Consider the following 16,499-nt stretch of genomic DNA (forward strand, 5'->3'; position numbering starts at 1 on the left):
AACCATCGAATCAAACACTAAAACGCCCTCTAATTTTGAGGGCGTTTATCTTTAGCTTATCGGCCTGTTAGAACTCTTCACCATCGAATCGACCCGTATGTTCATTCCATAAGCCATTGATGATACCAAATGAGCAAGCGAGAAGAATGCCAAGAACCCAGCACAAATACCACATACCAATCTCCTTAATAGAGTGACGAACTGTTGTCGCGGATATAGTCGTTATCTAACCGACCGAACATTTTGTAATAACACCAAGCGGTGTAACCCAGAATCATCGGCACCACGATAATCGCGACGATAGAAATGATACCGAGCGTTTTCTCACTCGACGTCGCATCCCAAATGGTCAGGCTGTGCGACGGGTTAATGCTGGATGGCATGATCATTGGGAACAGCGCCACACCTGCCGTTAATATGATGCATGCAATCGCTACGCTCGACATGGTAAAGGCTAAGCCAGCACGGCGGCTAACGGTCGCCCACAAACAAAGCAATAAACTGAACACCGCAGTGAATGGAACCAGCCAGAGTGATGGCACATCGCTAAAGTTATGCAGCAGGTTCCCAGCCACGGCCACTACCTGCTTATTGAGTGGATTCGACACCGCATCCGCCGCGATAGAGCCATCAATCAGGTAACCCGCATGAGCGGCTGCAAACAATCCACCAAACATAAACAGCAACATGGTCGCACTTGCGCCATACAGCGTCATGGTTTGAGCTCGGCTACGCAGTTCATCCTTGGTCTTCATTTGTAGGAAGGTGGCACCTTGTGTCATCACCATTGCTAAGCTCACTAACCCACAAAGAATTGGGAACGGAGTCAGTAAGTCAAAGAACCCACCTTGATAATCGAGCATCAGTAAGTTGTTGAGTTCAAACGGTACTCCCACCAGCAGGTTACCAAAGCCGACACCAAAGATTATTGGAGGTACGATACCACTGACAAACAGAGCAACATCACACGCTTTGCGCCATTTAGGGTTATCAATTTTGGCGCGATAATCCATGCCGATTGGGCGCAGCCACAATGAGGCAAGTACCAGAAGCATCGCAATATAAAAGCTAGAAAATGCAGCCGCATACACCAGTGGCCAAATAGCGAAGATGGCTCCGCCAGCCGTTATCAGCCAAACTTGGTTGCCATCCCAGTGAGGTGCAATCGAATTGAGCATCACGCGGCGATCTAGGTTGTCTTTGCCCATCACAGGTAATAACGCGGCGACACCCATATCAAAGCCATCGGTTATGGTAAAACCAATAAGCAGTACCCCGATGACCGCCCAGGTAAACAGACGTAAGGTTTCATAGTCAAACATAGTCTTTCCTTAGTGCTGGTCGATCAGCGCAAGTGAGTCATTTCTTTTGTCATCACTAGGCGTATTTTCGTAGTGATAACGGCCAGTTTTGAGTACGCTCGGGCCACGCTTGGCAAACTTCACCATCAAATACATTTCAACGATTAAAAATGCGGTATAGAACAGATATACAAACGCGAGTGACAACCAAATCTCACTTGGCGCTAGGTTAGAAGCCGCCATGTTCACTGGCAGAACTTCACCGATTGCCCACGGCTGACGCCCGTATTCAGCCACAAACCAACCCGCTTCACAGGCAATGAATGGTAATGGAATCGCCCACAGCGATGCTTTCAGCAACCAACGATTTGAACCCAGCTTTCTGCGACAAACCTGAACGAATGACAGGCCGATGATTGTGAACATCAATACCCCACAGGCCACCATAATGCGGAAACTCCAGAACAAAGGCGCCACTTGAGGAATGGTATCTTGGGCAGCTTGCTTGATTTGGCTTTCGCTCGCATCCGTCACCTTGTCGGTGTACTTCTTGAGTAGCAAGCCGTAACCAAGATCTTGCTTCACTGAATCGAATTTTGCGATGTTATCGGCACTATCGTTTCCTGAACGAAGCTCTTCCAGTAACCCATAGGCTTGCATTCCCGAGCGAATTCGCTGCTCGCTTTGCGCCATCAAATCACGAAGTCCGATAACAGGTTCGTCGAGCGAACGGGTGGCAATGATGCCCATAACGTAAGGGATTTTTATCGCGTAATCCGTTTCCATGGTTTCTTGATTAGGGAAACCAAACAGCGTGAATGAAGCCGGTGCTTCTTCGGTGTGCCATTCCGACTCTATTGCCGCCAATTTCACTTGCTGCACATCACCCAGTTCATAACCTGACTCGTCTCCGAGCATTAGTGTTGAAACGATAGCAGCCATACCAAACGCTGAGGCAACGGCAAATGAACGACGCGCGAAGGCAATGTCTCGGCCCTTTAATAAGTAATACGCACTGATGCCCATAATAAACAGCGCGCCTGTGGTGTAGCCCGCCGCCACGGTATGCACGAACTTCACCTGTGTTACGGGGTTGAAGACCACCTCAATAAAGTTGGTCATTTCCATTCGCATGGTTTGATAATTGAACTCCGCCCCCACTGGGTTTTGCATCCAGCCATTGGCCATCAAGATCCACAAACCAGAGAAGTTAGATCCCAGAGCCGTGAGCCAAGTGACCGATAAGTGCTGGCGCTTAGACAAGCGGTCCCAACCAAAAAAGAACATCCCGACTAACGTTGACTCAAGGAAGAACGCAATCAAGGCTTCAATGGCTAACGGCGCACCAAAAATATCGCCCACGTAATGGGAGTAGTACGCCCAGTTAGTGCCAAATTGGAACTCCATGGTCAGGCCGGTGGCAACCCCAACGGCAAAGTTAATTCCGAACAGTTTGCCCCAAAACTTGGTCATATCTTTGTATATGGTTTTCCCCGTCATGACGTACAAAGACTCCATCACGGCCAGCAAGAAAGACAAACCTATGGTCAGAGGAACGAATATAAAGTGATAAAGCGCGGTACTCGCGAACTGAAACCGCGACAGATCAACGACATCTGTAAGCATAAGAACTCCTTCCCGCTACTGATGTAGCGGGTTAGATAAGAGAAATGTATAACTGTTTAATAAAGCGTTAAGAGTGGATTTACGCTTTGTCTGTAGAGTTGGAGAATGGTTTTCTCAACCAGTAGTCTAGGCTCACGTAACGGCCACCACCATAGAAGAACAGCACCAGTAGCATCACAAAGTAAGTTGCTGCGAACTCCATCCCGTTGTTGAGCATCACCGGGTCGCCCAGTTCTGTGATGTAGTTGTATCGACCAGGGAAGTTCACCGCCAGCCACTCAATGAAGCCATTCAAACGTACTGTAGATTCCATTCCGCTGGTCGCAATGGCATCCCAACCATGTTTCCAATGCACCATCGCACTTGCCACACTCATTAAAAAGATCATCGGAATCGACATCACTCGGGTAAACAAGCCCAAAGCGATACAAATGCACCCCAGCACTTCAGTTCCCGCCGCTAAAAACGCCAGTAGTTCAGGAAAAGGTAAGTTCAAGCCACCATCGGCCGTTGATGCGCCAAACCACGCGACCGTACCAGAAAAGCCCAGCACCTTAGATCGGGCACCGACAAAAACCACCGGAATCAAGTAGAGGCGAATTGAGAGTAACGCCAAGTAATCGTATTTTTTGCATTTTTCGACGACAGCGTCGAACCAGTTGAGAGCTGACTTAATCATAATTTTTCTCCTAAAGGTTGGACTGAAAGCAGCCCGATTTCATTGAAGTGTTGTGCCCACTCCATGAAACTGAATCTGGCGAGGTGCTGAGCAGCAATGTGTTGTAGTTGTGCCAGAGTCAGGTTTTGCTGTTGTAGTAATTGAATCAACGCGACATCCACTTCTCGGAGTTTTTGCGATATCACGTGATGATGCGAGTTGCGAAACACGGCATAAAACACCGGGTGTCGCCGGCGAGTTAAGAACGTCACCGTGTCTTGATGGAGCAAAAACGGCACTTCAACCAGCCTAAGCGTTGGGTTGAGCCACACGCTATCGTCTTGCTGTATTTCCTGTTTTTCTTCATCAAAAAATGCCGCATCTAATGGGTCTATTTCTGCATTAAATGCTACCCACTCGTATTCCAGCAAGGCCAGTTGGTCTGCAAATACGGGCAGCTTGTCACCGTCACGGCTGCACTGCAGAAATTGAACAAACTCAGTGGCGATATGGTGAAACTCCGGCAAGGATGAGACATGCACAGCAACAAACTCTTCGGCCATCTGCATCAGTTGAGCATCGGTAAATTGCGACGAAAACAGAGGGAATGTATTCGCAACCACACCTAGAATGTTGTCGCGGATAAATTCGCTATATCGGCACCTTGCCAGTTGCTCATTTGGCGACCGGATCAACGCCGTCAACGATTCCGTTTGCTCAAGCATCTTGTTGGGAGGGTTAATCATTCAACACCTCCTCACACAAAGTGGTAATGGTTTGGCTAAAGTCGAGGATATCGTCATGGACACCTCGCAATTCTTCAGCCAACGCCAACAACGGTGGCACGTTATGGTCACGCTCTAGCAGTAGTGGCTTACTGCCATGCACGGAATAGGTATAACGAGCCAGGTCGACCACTTCACTGGGTACTGGTTTGCCATGAGTATCAAGCAAGAAGTTATCCTGCTCTTTCAAATGGCCTGCTATGTGGTAGTAGCGAATCGCATCACTAGGCAGAGTGTTGATCATGTCGTATGGGCAATAGCGGTGATTGCGGCTATTCACAAACACGTTATTGATGTCGATAAGCAGTTCACAGCCACTACGCTCACCGATCTCTGCGATAAACTCGCCTTCTGGCATTTCATCCCCGTAATTGTGGTAGTAAGAGATATTCTCCAATGCGATTGGGCGTTGGATGATGTCTTGCACCCTTTGAATACGCTCTACCAGATACGGGATGTTTTCTTTGTGTCGAGGGATCGGAAGCAGTTCATGCAAATAGCCTTGATGATCACGCGAGAAACTCAGGTGTTCGCTATAGATGTCGATATTCAATTCATCGAGAAAGCGTGCAACCTCTCTTACAAAGGACTCGTTCAGCGGTTGGCAATCGCCAATGGATAAGCTCAAACCGTGCGCCACGAGCGGGTAACGTTTAGCAATCTCTTGAAGCTGTTCGCGCTTGAGACCGCCCATGTTCATCCAGTTTTCCGGCGCTAACTCTAGAAAATCAATATCTGGGTGCTCTGGCAACTGACACAGCAAGTCGACATGTTCGCTGCGCAGTCCAATGCCTTTTGATGTATTGGTTATTGTCCGCATACTCCACCTGTTACTTTGCTTTTGGTGAGTCGAAGTGTTTCTTCTGACGGGTTGATGCCTTCGCCTGTCACGCCACATTTTCCGTCACGAGCACGAACTAAACGACCTTGTGGATCGCTCTTGAGTTCTTGTTTCTCAAAGCGTTTTTCTGTACCACATTTACCCGCGGCACATTTACCGCCATGTTGAGAGCTCGACTGAGCTTCCACTGGCGCTTCTGTTGGCGTATCGGCAAACGCCATACCTGAGTTAAGCGTGATGACCGATGTCATCGCGATAGAAAGAGCGAGCTTATTATTCATGGGAAATCTCCTTCGCTGCACTGATTGGGTAGCTTGATAAGTCATGGCCAGCGATCACTTGACCGTGGTAGTACTCTTTAACGATCTTGATCGATTCCGGTTTGAGCTTGAGGCCAAGCCCCATCCAGTGGTTAAGCACTAAGATTTTTGGATTCACTTCTGCCGCGATCTTGCCGACAATCGATGGTTTAGCATGCATAAATGTCGAAACTTCACCCGCTTCTTCATGAATCGCTAAAGGCATCAATAAGATGTCAGCCCCTTTAGCAAAATCGATAAAGTCTGGGTTGCTGCCGTTTTGATCCGCAGAAATCACTATCACGCCTTCGTCGCTTTCTACTCGATAAGCCAAAGCCGGCACATCACCATGGGGGATCCCCAACGCGGAGATGGTCAAGCCATCTTGTTGGTAGACGGTGATACCGTGTGAGCTGGTGTATGGCACATCAGTGATCGTGACAGGGAATAAGCCATCGCTGCCATCGAACAGGCCATTCAAGTAGGCATACGCACCCTTGTCTCCATCGAATAAGGCTTTCATGTAACCCGTTAGACTTGGAAATGCAGAGCCTGCTTCTGGGCCAGCGATATCAAGTGGATCTTGACGGTCAAAGAAGTAGCCGCCTTTTAACAGAGCCGGTACGTCAGCCACATGGTCGGTATGGAAGTGAGTCAAACCAAGGAAGTCTAAATCTTCCAGTTTTCCGCCCGCTTGCCCAAATCGCAGATACACACCACCACCAGCATCAATCATCACGCGCGACTTTCCTTTCCACCAAATCAGCTCGCCAGACGACGATCGCAAATCATCTGAGATTGGCCCACCGGAGCCAAGAAGCTGTAAAGTGAAGTCTTTCTCTAGCGGTTCGAGAGACAGCGCATAACTGTTGGCCGCACCAAGGGATAACCCAAGAGCAAGCACTAGCGCTTTTAAAGGCTTTTTCATATTGAACACCTATTAGTTTGATTTTGTTATATTTTTCTTTGGGTGAGCGTCCAAAGAAGTGACGAGAGGGCAGGAAAAACGATCTGTTTTTGATGTCCGTCAAAGCACGGGGCTAAGATATCCAATAAGGGAAGTTAAATATATCCAGTAATTTTAAAGATTCGTTCAACTAAACTGAACGATAGAGAAAGAGAAGAATTTCGATTCCGCTATGAGTATGTTTCAGCGGTTAAAATGGTGATGTGATTAGATGATAATAGATACACGTACTGCCACTATCGCAGAGACATAAACAAAAACGGCCCTCATACTGAGGGCCGTTTTTATCAATTGAGCTAAAGACTTATGAGTCTTCGCTGACGAATACATACATATCACCGCGACAGCGATTGATACTGTATTCGATAGGTTTGCCACTTTTATCAAACGCTGTTTTTTCGATGAGTAACACTGGTACACTTTCTTCAATATTCAGCTTTTGCAGAAACTCTTCCGTGGGCATTTTCGCTGATACTCGACTTTGAGTTCGGGTTGGCGAAATATCTTGGCTGCGGAAGTAGTCGTACAGTGATAACTGGATTTCATCCGGATCTTTAATCAACTCAGCAGGGACATAAGATTCTTCAATCGACACCGCTTGCTCATCAATGTATCGTACGCGCTTAAGCAGGAACACTTGATCGTTTTCGGCAATATTGAGTGTTTTGGCGATCTCAGCCGAGCAAGGCACAACGTCTTTTTTAATCCAAAGAGTGTCGGGCTTTTTACCTTTCAACACCACTTGCTGGGAAAAGCCCGTCGCTTCCTTACCAGAATACTCGACCGTTTCACTGATCATGGTTCCTAGACCGCGCGAGCGAACAATTACGCCTTCTTTATCAAGTACATCCAGCGCTTTTCGCACCGTAATGCGTGATACTTTCAGCACCTCGCTCAGCTCTCGCTCTGTGGGGATAAAATCCCCGCCTTTGAGAATTTGCTGCTCAGTCGCCAATTTTACTGAATCTGAAATCTTGAGATACAGCGGCGACTTATCCTTATTCTGGATACGAGTTTGAATCAGTTCTATCAGCGGCTGGTAGGTAGTCATAGCGTTCTTGTTATTGCCAAGTATTTGAGAAGTATACCTTATCGTATGTCGACCTCAAACAACGTAGCTTTCGCTTCTATTCATTTACTTTAAAGCTCTATGCATTTGTTTTTGCCAATTCCGGCATGGGTTCCGTTGCTTGAGACGATATCGGTTTCACGGCCAGTGTTAACGCCGCCGCCACTGCAACTAATACAGCGCAAATTATATAAGCAAGCGCATAACTGCCACGGTTATCGACCGACCAAGCCGCCAGAATAGGGCCAATAAACCCACCAATGCCCCACGCGGTATACAAAATCCCATAGTTGGTGCCAAAGTGCTTCAAACCATATAAATCGGCCATAATGGAAGGGAAAACCGCCAGTAACGTACCGTAACCTATTCCAGCTAACGCTGCGCCGACCATTAAGCTTGATGAACTGACAAACTGACTAAACAGTGCCATGTTCAAGACCTGTAAAGCTAAAGCGATACCGAGCGTTTTCAGCGCACCAATGCGATCGCTAAGTAACCCTGAAACCAAGCGCCCAGCCGAGTTAAAGATAGAGAGCGTCACTACCAAGTACGCACCTTGCATGATATTGGCTTGTTCCACCGCGATAGAGGTAATGTTCGCAATGATCATCAGCCCTGCCGCCGCGCCAAACGCGTAAGTAATCCACAATAGGTAAAATTGCTTAGTCGCCAACATGTCACGCCACTCAAATTGACGCGCGGCCACAAGATTAGCCGCTTGCTTAGCAGAGGAATTCGCCCCAGTAGGAACATAGCCTTGAGGGGGATTTTTGATGGTACACGCCAATGGGAAAGCAATCGCAACTAGCCCTACCCCAAGCACTTGTAGGCTTGTGGTTAAGCCAAACTCAACAATCAAATAGCTGGTTAATGGCGCGAGGTAAATCGCCGCTAAGCCAAATGCGGTAGCCAGCATGCCGTTTACCATGCCTTTGCGTGAAGAGTGAAACCACTTCATCGCAGTCGGATTCAAACATGCATACGCAAATCCAATTCCGGCTCCGGTTAATACTCCAAAGCTAAGGTTAAGATTCCAAGGTGTTAGCGAAAGGCTCGACAACAACATCCCTAATCCCGCAGTGAACGTACCCACCATTAATACTTTGTTTGGGCCAATCTTATCTTGAATGCGACCAGCGACCAGCAGCGCAATAGACAGCGTGATAATGGTAATAGTGTATGGCATTGACGCTTGGGTATTATCCCAGCCCAATTCCAGCAACGTGTTTTTAAACACGCTCCATGTATAGAGAACGCCAATACAGAGGTTAATCCCGCAGCCCGCTGCAAGGATAGATAATGCACGATTATTCATGGGGATATCGTCGAGTTGAAAAAGCTAAAGAAAAGTAACCAAGCCTAAGAACTAGGCTTGGTAAATAGGGTTAGTACTGCTGAAGATAGTCCGTGATCTGCTCAACACTTGGCGCACAATCACCACCCACATGGCTGACCACATAAGAGGCAACTGCATTGCCAAGTAATACAGCATCAGCCAGCTCCCAACCAGAACATAGGCCAGCCAACACACCACCAGCATGAGTATCACCGGCACCAATGGTATCGACCACATCAGCCTTAAATGGCGAAACCGTGCCGTGACCGTCTTGTACGCTAAATAGTGCACCGTCACTGTCGATACGTAGAATCAGCGGACACTGGTAATGAGCGTACCAAGTTCTAACAAACTCTGAACTGTCTTCCATACCCAAGGTTTGCGCTTCTTGACGGTTGAGCGACACTATCGGTTGCAGCGCGATCAAACGTTTAAACGTGTTCGGCGTAATGTCCGCAATTCTAGGCCCAAAATCGACGAAGATATCCGTACTTTTCGGTAAAGTTTCCAGCCAAGATACCAGTACTTCACCACTTTGAGACGCTAACTGGTAGCCCGATAGATAAATCACAGCATCGTCAGCTAACGGCAACTGAGACAAGATCTCATGGCTCCAGTTGTTCTCTACGCCACTTACCGACAAAAACGTGCGCTCACCATCAGGCTCAACTAAGGCTAAACACCAGCCGTTATCCCCACTTGGATCGTCTAGACTGCTGGTTAAGCCTTTTTCTGCCATGGCTTCAGAAACAATATCAGCCCATTTTCCGCGGCCAATTGGCAACGCATTGACAGACTCAAGCCCCAGCTTTTTGATAGCAATCGCGATGTTCAATGCGCAGCCACCAACGTGAATGCCTTTTTCTTGCATCTCAATGTCGCCACCACGCTCTGGCAATGCTGGCGTTTCCGTCACGATATCAACCACAGCAGCGCCAATTAAGCACAGCTGACGTTGGTTGCTTAACGTGGGAATAAGCTTTACTAACGCGTTATGAGGCATAGGCTTGCTCCTTAATCTCACGCAGTCTTAGGAACGTTTTGGCGTAACCGTAGAAATCGAGTTTGTTCTCATCATCCAACTGCTGCTTGAGCTGAGTGTCGATCGATTGGATGCCATTTAACGCACCACAAATTGCCGCCGCCATTGCACCAATTGTATCCGTGTCACCTCCTAAGTTAGCACACAGAATCGCACAGCGATTTGGATCCGTTTGTGCCAGCTCTACCATCGCTATCGCAGCAGGGACAGACTCAATCGTGCTTACACCCGCACCGACTAAGTTATAAATTTTCTCCATACGCTCTTCCGTACCGCTGTTTTCAGAAGCCACACTCAGCGCCAGTTCAATACGCGCCCCCATAGACGCACTGAACGTTGTAATGTTTTTGTTCTGCGCCGCAATCGCAATCGCTGGGAGCTGGTCTTTGATCTCTTGCCAGCTATGACCTTCGATAGCTTTTGATACGGCCCAAGCGATCGCAACCGCACCTGAAATCGCCACATCGGATTTATGCGTCGGGCTAGACGCTAACGCGACTAAATCAATAAAGTCGTCTAGGTTGTTGGTTGGAACCAAGCACCCCATTGGAGACACACGCATTGCTGCGCCATTGGTTACCCCATTGTTTTCAAGCTCACTGATTGCCACTCCTTCTTTGATAGAGCGCATCGCTGCTTTGGAGCTTGGACCAAAAATATTCTTGTTAAATGCGTCAAAGCCCTCCGCCCAGCTCAGTACATTACGAGCAATCACTTCAGGAACAATGTCACCATCACATTCAATGATTGCATCCGCTAAGGCGAGTGCCATTGAAGTGTCATCCGTGAACTGGCAAGCATCAAAATAGCAGGCTGCGTTATTCTCTTTTGGCCCAGGCAAAAAACGATCGATCCAGCCAAAGTGGGCTTTTACGCGGCTTCTTGGCCATAGCTCTGAGGGCATGCCCATCGAGTCGCCAAGTGCTTGACCATAGAATGCACCGAGAATTTTATCTTGCTTACTTATATTCATCTTACTTCACCAAAAATACGTTTCGAAAACCCGCTCAGCCCCGTTACTCCAGATGCCGAGCAGGCAAATAGAGTTATGCTTGTGCTTTTTCTGAGTTAGACACGTCGTTTTGCTTATCGATATTGATCTCTTTGATTTCGCCATTAGGCTCACGGAAGAAGTACATAAAGATAACCAGAATCACTGCGATCATGATGCCGCCGAATCCCCACATACCAGCCCAGTCAAACGTTAGGCCATTTTGTGGTTCGTCATAAGCAAACATTCGTTCCATCAGCTCACCGCCGATGCGGTAACCCAACAAGCTACCAATACCCTGACAGCCAAGAGTGATAAGGCCTTGAGCAGCAGTTCTCATGTGAGCAGGTGCTTTCTTATCAACATAGATGTAAGCCGTTACGAAGTAGAAGTCGTAGCTCACACCGTGCAGCAAGATACCCGCGAACAACAATGAATATAGATACCAAGTTTCGACACTACCGTAGACAAAGAAACCGTAACGAATTGCGGCAGTTGCAAGACCAAGCAATAGAACCTTATTAATACCAAATCGTTTAGTAAAGAATGGCAGTGCTAACATAAAGAAGATTTCAGAGAACTGGCCGAGCGTCATCCAGCCTGTGGCATTGCTCATACCCACTTCGGTTAAGAAGCCATTGGCAAAGATGTAGTAGAACGCCAAAGGCATGCTGAACATGAAAGAACAAACGAAAAACGCTAGGAAGTTTTTATCTTTCAAAAGCACAAGAGCATCAAGGCCAAGCATGACTTTCAGGTTCAATTTACCGGTACTTTTCGGTGGCGTATTTGGCAGCGTTAGAGCAAACAGACCCAATGCAGCCGAGCTTAGTGCCGTAATAATCAGTGGGATATTGCTTGAAGAGATATCACCATAACCTAACCAACCCGGAGCAAAGCCGATAGCAATACCAGAAGCGATCCAGCCAATAGTCCCCATCACTCGAATACGCGGGAAATCACGTTCTACGTCATCGACATTAGAAAACGCAATGCTGTTGGTTAGCGCGATTGTTGGCATATAGGTTAACGAGTAGGCCAGCAATAGCGGGAAGAAGGTAGAAAACTCAGTGGCTTGCGCCGCCAAGTACATTAGGCCAGCCCCTGCTAACAACATGACAGATAAAACTTTTTGTGCAGGGAAGAAACGGTCGGTAATTGAACCTACCAAGATTGGCGACAAAATAGCGGCAATCGCCGTACACGCATACGACCATGCTATTTCCGTTGGCGTAAACCCATGAGTATTGAGTATTTGCCATAGAGGAACGAACCACGCTCCCCAGATAAACCATTCAATGAACATCATGAATGATAGTTTCATATTTGTTGATTTCATTTTTTAATCCTTTGGTACTGTAGGGTACGCAAAGAATGGTATTTTATTTGATAATACCAAAACAATACCATCGTGATTGTTTTGTGATCTAACCTTCACTGTTTGATCTTTGCTTCTTAACTCAAAGTATAACCCTGTTTCAAGAATTCATAGTCATATCAAGCCCTTCCTTCCCACTCACCACCATCGACATAAACGCAGAAATAGTTTGTTTTTCACGGCCTGCAATATCACATTAATCACTCAAAGGACACAGTTGATATTTACAATAAAAATATCACCTATATTGCTCAGTGCATTTTTCATCCAATAAAGACAGGGCAAGATGGCAGCATGTTAAACAAACGCCTTAACAGGAATGACACATGAAAAAATCACTACTGACACTCGCTCTTTCTTCGATCGTACTTGTGACAGGCTGCTCATCAACGGACTCTGCAGACCAAGAACCACCGACACGTAAAGAAGAAATCATTGCTCAGATTCAAGAACACGTAGAAGAGTATGGTTTCGACCCTTTGTACGGTAAGCAAGCCCCTGGCGAGGTTCACCCAGACAACCCAATTCGCGACACCGAAACGATTGATGCCATTAAAGACTACGTAAAGAGCTTGGACCTCGATTATGGCTTTAGTGTCGATCCAGCAAACCCTGTAATGCCAGACAACCCAAACCATAAGCTTGATTGGGAAGTGGAGCATGAACGAACTGAACGTGAAGGCCTGAAGGATAAACCAACGGAGATCTATGGTATTTACGTCAATGGAGTACGAGTGGCCGAAATCGAGATGAAAGATGGCAGCGGCTTTATCACTACTTCTGAACATGGGCCAGATGCACCACTAGCAACCATTGAACAAGTTGAAGATTACAATGTGTACTACATCGATGGCATCAACGGCGACGAAGCCATCATTGCTCAAAAACCTGATGGTGAAGTCATTATCATTGACGGCGAGCGCATTCGAAATGCTTCTATCGATCGAAACCAAGTGAAGCTTAAAGTGCAACAAGCCAAACAAAAGATCAAAGCCAACCGCCTAAAAGGCTAATCCATATCAGCCGCTAAACATTACTTCATGGATAAAGTGACTCACTGAAATAGGACGTCATATCATGGGCTTTAACATCGCGTTAAAGCCCTATCTTTTGGTATCCACCGGAGATCTTGCTATGCGTATTCCTCGCGATTGGGCTAGTTTGTTTGCACTGACAGCACTGGCTTCGCCATTGGCTTTCGCCTCTCTCGACAACATCGATTTTGATGTCCAACTCTCACAGTATGAAGATCAGTACGTGGGGACGGTTGGCGTGAACTATGGGTTCACCAATAACCTGCAGGGCAGTGTGAGCCTAGATTCGGACCTGTATACCGAGCTAGGGCTGAGTTACGGTAAAGTCGTTGGTGATAAGTATTTCGAGGGCTACGGCCGTTTTGGTTTTGACGACACAATCGATATCTACGATTTAGGTGGACTAGCAGGCAAAGCGCTGTCTCATCAAACGTTTGTCTATTGGGATTCCTATTTACAACTGCGTTCACCTAAAGCGGACTTCAACATTCCACCGCTAAGTGGTGACAACCCCGAAGACACCGATCGACCAATCTCCCAACTTTACGACAATCAAATCGAATGGAAAAACAGCATAGCCATAGATTACACTCCAGTAGATTGGCTGAGTTTAGGCATGAGCTATAACTTCGATGTGTTACTCACTGAGCACCACTATGAAGATAGCCTACGCGACAGCGTGGATGTTTCTGCATCTTTCAACCTTCCGTATGTCACTCCTTATATTAAATACACACACGGTGAATATCGCGCAAGGCCACAACAACCAGTCCCAAGCGAGAGTTATGCCGAGATCGGTATTTACTTTAATTTTTAGTGGGTTATTGCTTGTTCACGAGTGACTAATTTGCTCTGGCTCTCCATCAGCTAAGGCTTGTCTCCTAGCCTTGATAACACCCATGATATTCACATCATAAATATCTGATTTAGCCTTTGGATTAATGATAGAAATAGCTTAAGCCTTTAAAGTTAACTACAGATGACTTGTGCAGACCACACGGTCCATAAACAATAAATCTGTAGGAACTGTTATGAAAACTCAAATTCTTCCGATTTCCCTCGCTATCATCAGCAGCTTTGCAATGGCGTCCACCAGCACTGACTCTATCAACAGCGAGCTACCTACTTTTTCACCAGAATCTAAGCAGGCGACCGCAGTAACCAAAGACTTCAACGACTCACTGCGCACGTCGCTTAACTTCGCGAACTCAGTAGACTTCGAACTTGCTGACAAAGGATTCATCGCTCGCCAAGACAACCTAAAAATCATGAGCAAGGATGGTAAAAAAGTCGCGTGGGAGCTCGGTAGCTACGATTTCCTCCTACAAGGCAAAGACTTCGATAGTATTCACCCAAGCATGCAGCGTCAGGCAGTGCCAAACATGAAACACGGCCTTTACCAAGTGCGTGACGGCATCTACCAAGTACGCGGCTATGACTTGGCCAACATCACCTTCATTCGCTCTGAAAACGGCTGGATTGTCTTTGACCCACTAACGATTCCAGAGACAGCAGAAGCGGCATATGAGCTATTCAAGCAACACGCGCCAGAAGGCGACTTGCCAATCAAAGCAGTAGTATACTCACACTCTCATGCGGATCACTTTGGTGGCGTAAAAGGCATCGTATCTCAACAAGATGTCGATTCTGGCAAAGTGCAAATCATCGCACCTCGTGGATTCACTAAACACTCGATTTCTGAAAACGTACTTGCAGGTACTGCCATGTCTCGCCGCGTGTTGTTCCAATACGGCACATCGCTAGAGAAAGGTGCTCAAGGCCAAGTGGATGCTGCGATAGGTAAGTCGGTTGCTTCAGGTGAACTGTCTTTGATTGTTCCAACACTTGAAGTAGAAGAAGACATCCAAACTATCACCGTGGATGGCTTAGAAATGGTGATGCAAAACGCACCAGAAACCGAAGCACCATCGGAAATGAACACCTACATCCCAGAGTACAAAACATACTGGGGTGCTGAGACAACCGTTGGCGGCCTGCACAACCTGTACACACTACGCGGTGCATTTGTACGTGACTCACTACAGTGGGCAGACGTTATCAACGAAGCGCTATACGAATTTGGTTTCAAAGCAGAAACCTTAATCGCCTCTCACTCATGGCCACGTTGGGGCAACGATAATGTCGTCGATTTCCTTGAGAAACAGCGTGACATGTACGGCTACTTGCACGACGAGTCACTGCGTCTTGCTAACCACGGTGTAAGCATCAACGACATTCAAGACGAGTTCTATGTACCAGATGCCTTGTCAAAAGAGTGGTACCTACGCGGCTATCACGGCTCTTACCACCGCAACGCGAAAGCGGTACTGAACAAGTATCTTGGTTACTTCGATATGAACCCTGCGAACTTGATTCCACACAGCTCGAAAGAGTCGGCGAAGCGTTACGTAGAAGATTTTGGTACAGAAAGCATCATGAGCGCAGGCTTTAGAGCATTTGAGCGCGGCGACTACCGCTGGTGTGCAGAGATCGTAAACAAGGTGGTATTCACCGATCCAGAAAACAAGCAGGCTCGATACCTACAAGCAGACTGTTTAGAACAGCTAGGCTACCAAAGCGAATCGTCGGGTGAGCGCAATGTGTTCCTAGTCGGTGCAGATGAACTGCGTCGCGGAATCGTGAAAGGCGCTTCAACCAAAACGGCATCAGCAGACATGATTCAGAACATGCCAACTGAAGACTTCCTCAACTACATGGGCGTGCGTCTAAACGGCCCGAAAGCAGCGGAAGATGGGTTTGAAATGCGTGCAAACCTAGTGTTCACTGACGAGAAACAGAAGTTTGCGATTGAAGTGAAGAATGGCCGCATGAGCTCAATCGAAGGATACGATGTACGTAACCCGAACTTCTCGCTCACCATGGCACGCACAACATTCGACAAGATCTTAACTCAACAAGCAACACTGCAAGAGTTGATCAAGAGTGGCGATATCAAGGCTGACGGCAAGTTAGACAAACTAGCAGAGCTGACTCAGTACCTTGATAACTTCGAGATGTACTTCAACATCATTGAGCCACAAGACCACTCAGGCTACAGCTATGGACAATCTAAAACAGGTGAATCGCCAATCAACCGATAAGCCAATAATCCATAGACCCGCGATAGGGCCACGTTAGTGGCTCTATCCTCTAACGTTCGTATTCTGCTGAT

At 47.2% G+C, this 16,499-nt stretch carries 16 protein-coding genes; 3 read left to right on the forward strand and 13 right to left on the reverse strand.

Translation table 11 applies throughout. The features are described 5' to 3' along the window. Window positions 1-67: 67 nt before the first annotated feature. The 13 genes from cydX to ACXABW_RS20895 all read right to left on the reverse strand — a co-directional run bounded on the left by cydX (window position 68) and on the right by ACXABW_RS20895 (window position 12,254). A complete protein-coding gene (cydX, locus tag ACXABW_RS20835; protein WP_457525388.1) occupies window positions 68-175 on the reverse strand; it encodes a cytochrome bd-I oxidase subunit CydX in 108 nt (35 codons plus the stop codon). Window positions 176-185: 10 nt separating this feature from the next. After that, window positions 186-1,322, reverse strand: a complete 1,137-nt coding sequence (gene cydB, locus ACXABW_RS20840) for a cytochrome d ubiquinol oxidase subunit II (protein ID WP_457525389.1) — start codon at window positions 1,320-1,322, stop codon at window positions 186-188. Between the two features lie 9 nt (window positions 1,323-1,331). Beyond that, window positions 1,332-2,927 (reverse strand): cytochrome ubiquinol oxidase subunit I, encoded by a 1,596-nt coding sequence (locus tag ACXABW_RS20845; protein ID WP_252032519.1) that lies wholly within the window; start codon window positions 2,925-2,927, stop codon window positions 1,332-1,334. 79 nt (window positions 2,928-3,006) lie between these two features. Further along, a complete protein-coding gene (locus tag ACXABW_RS20850) occupies window positions 3,007-3,606 on the reverse strand; it encodes an HvfX family Cu-binding RiPP maturation protein (RefSeq protein ID WP_457525390.1) in 600 nt (199 codons plus the stop codon). Then, entirely contained in the window at window positions 3,603-4,331 is a 729-nt protein-coding gene (locus ACXABW_RS20855; protein ID WP_457525391.1) for an HvfC/BufC family peptide modification chaperone, read from the reverse strand. Before ACXABW_RS20855 ends, ACXABW_RS20850 begins: the two co-directional genes overlap by 4 nt. Beyond that, window positions 4,324-5,190 carry a DUF692 domain-containing protein gene (locus tag ACXABW_RS20860; RefSeq protein WP_457525392.1) on the reverse strand — a complete coding sequence of 289 codons (867 nt, stop codon included), beginning with the start codon at window positions 5,188-5,190 and terminating at the stop codon, window positions 4,324-4,326. The genes ACXABW_RS20855 and ACXABW_RS20860 overlap by 8 nt, the downstream gene beginning before the upstream one ends. Further along, window positions 5,178-5,492: a hypothetical protein gene (locus ACXABW_RS20865; RefSeq protein ID WP_252032527.1), complete on the reverse strand. Its 315-nt coding sequence runs from the start codon at window positions 5,490-5,492 to the stop codon at window positions 5,178-5,180. The genes ACXABW_RS20860 and ACXABW_RS20865 overlap by 13 nt, the downstream gene beginning before the upstream one ends. Next, on the reverse strand, window positions 5,485-6,438 hold the full coding sequence (locus ACXABW_RS20870; protein WP_252032529.1) for an MBL fold metallo-hydrolase: 954 nt from the start codon (window positions 6,436-6,438) through the stop codon (window positions 5,485-5,487). Before ACXABW_RS20870 ends, ACXABW_RS20865 begins: the two co-directional genes overlap by 8 nt. Before the next feature lie 343 nt (window positions 6,439-6,781). Next, window positions 6,782-7,528: a GntR family transcriptional regulator gene (locus tag ACXABW_RS20875; RefSeq protein ID WP_457525393.1), complete on the reverse strand. Its 747-nt coding sequence runs from the start codon at window positions 7,526-7,528 to the stop codon at window positions 6,782-6,784. 97 nt (window positions 7,529-7,625) lie between these two features. Beyond that, window positions 7,626-8,861: an L-lactate MFS transporter gene (locus ACXABW_RS20880; RefSeq protein ID WP_457525394.1), complete on the reverse strand. Its 1,236-nt coding sequence runs from the start codon at window positions 8,859-8,861 to the stop codon at window positions 7,626-7,628. 70 nt (window positions 8,862-8,931) lie between these two features. Beyond that, complete coding sequence (locus ACXABW_RS20885) at window positions 8,932-9,885, reverse strand: PfkB family carbohydrate kinase (RefSeq protein WP_457525395.1); 954 nt, start codon at window positions 9,883-9,885, stop codon at window positions 8,932-8,934. Further along, window positions 9,875-10,897, reverse strand: coding sequence for an ADP-ribosylglycohydrolase family protein (locus ACXABW_RS20890; protein ID WP_457525396.1), 1,023 nt, complete (start codon window positions 10,895-10,897; stop codon window positions 9,875-9,877). Before ACXABW_RS20890 ends, ACXABW_RS20885 begins: the two co-directional genes overlap by 11 nt. 73 nt (window positions 10,898-10,970) lie before the next feature. Beyond that, window positions 10,971-12,254 carry a nucleoside permease gene (locus ACXABW_RS20895; protein ID WP_457525397.1) on the reverse strand — a complete coding sequence of 428 codons (1,284 nt, stop codon included), beginning with the start codon at window positions 12,252-12,254 and terminating at the stop codon, window positions 10,971-10,973. A gap of 365 nt (window positions 12,255-12,619) precedes the next feature. Between ACXABW_RS20895 and ACXABW_RS20900 the strand changes: the two genes are divergently transcribed. From ACXABW_RS20900 to ACXABW_RS20910, 3 genes are all read left to right on the forward strand, one after another. Further along, window positions 12,620-13,306 (forward strand): hypothetical protein, encoded by a 687-nt coding sequence (locus ACXABW_RS20900; RefSeq protein ID WP_457525398.1) that lies wholly within the window; start codon window positions 12,620-12,622, stop codon window positions 13,304-13,306. Between the two features lie 64 nt (window positions 13,307-13,370). Continuing rightward, window positions 13,371-14,144, forward strand: a complete 774-nt coding sequence (locus ACXABW_RS20905; protein ID WP_457525399.1) for a hypothetical protein — start codon at window positions 13,371-13,373, stop codon at window positions 14,142-14,144. Between the two features lie 214 nt (window positions 14,145-14,358). Continuing rightward, window positions 14,359-16,428: an alkyl/aryl-sulfatase gene (locus ACXABW_RS20910; RefSeq protein ID WP_457525400.1), complete on the forward strand. Its 2,070-nt coding sequence runs from the start codon at window positions 14,359-14,361 to the stop codon at window positions 16,426-16,428. The last annotated feature ends 71 nt before the right edge of the window (window positions 16,429-16,499 follow it).

The sequence above is a fragment of the Vibrio paucivorans genome (assembly GCF_054053395.1).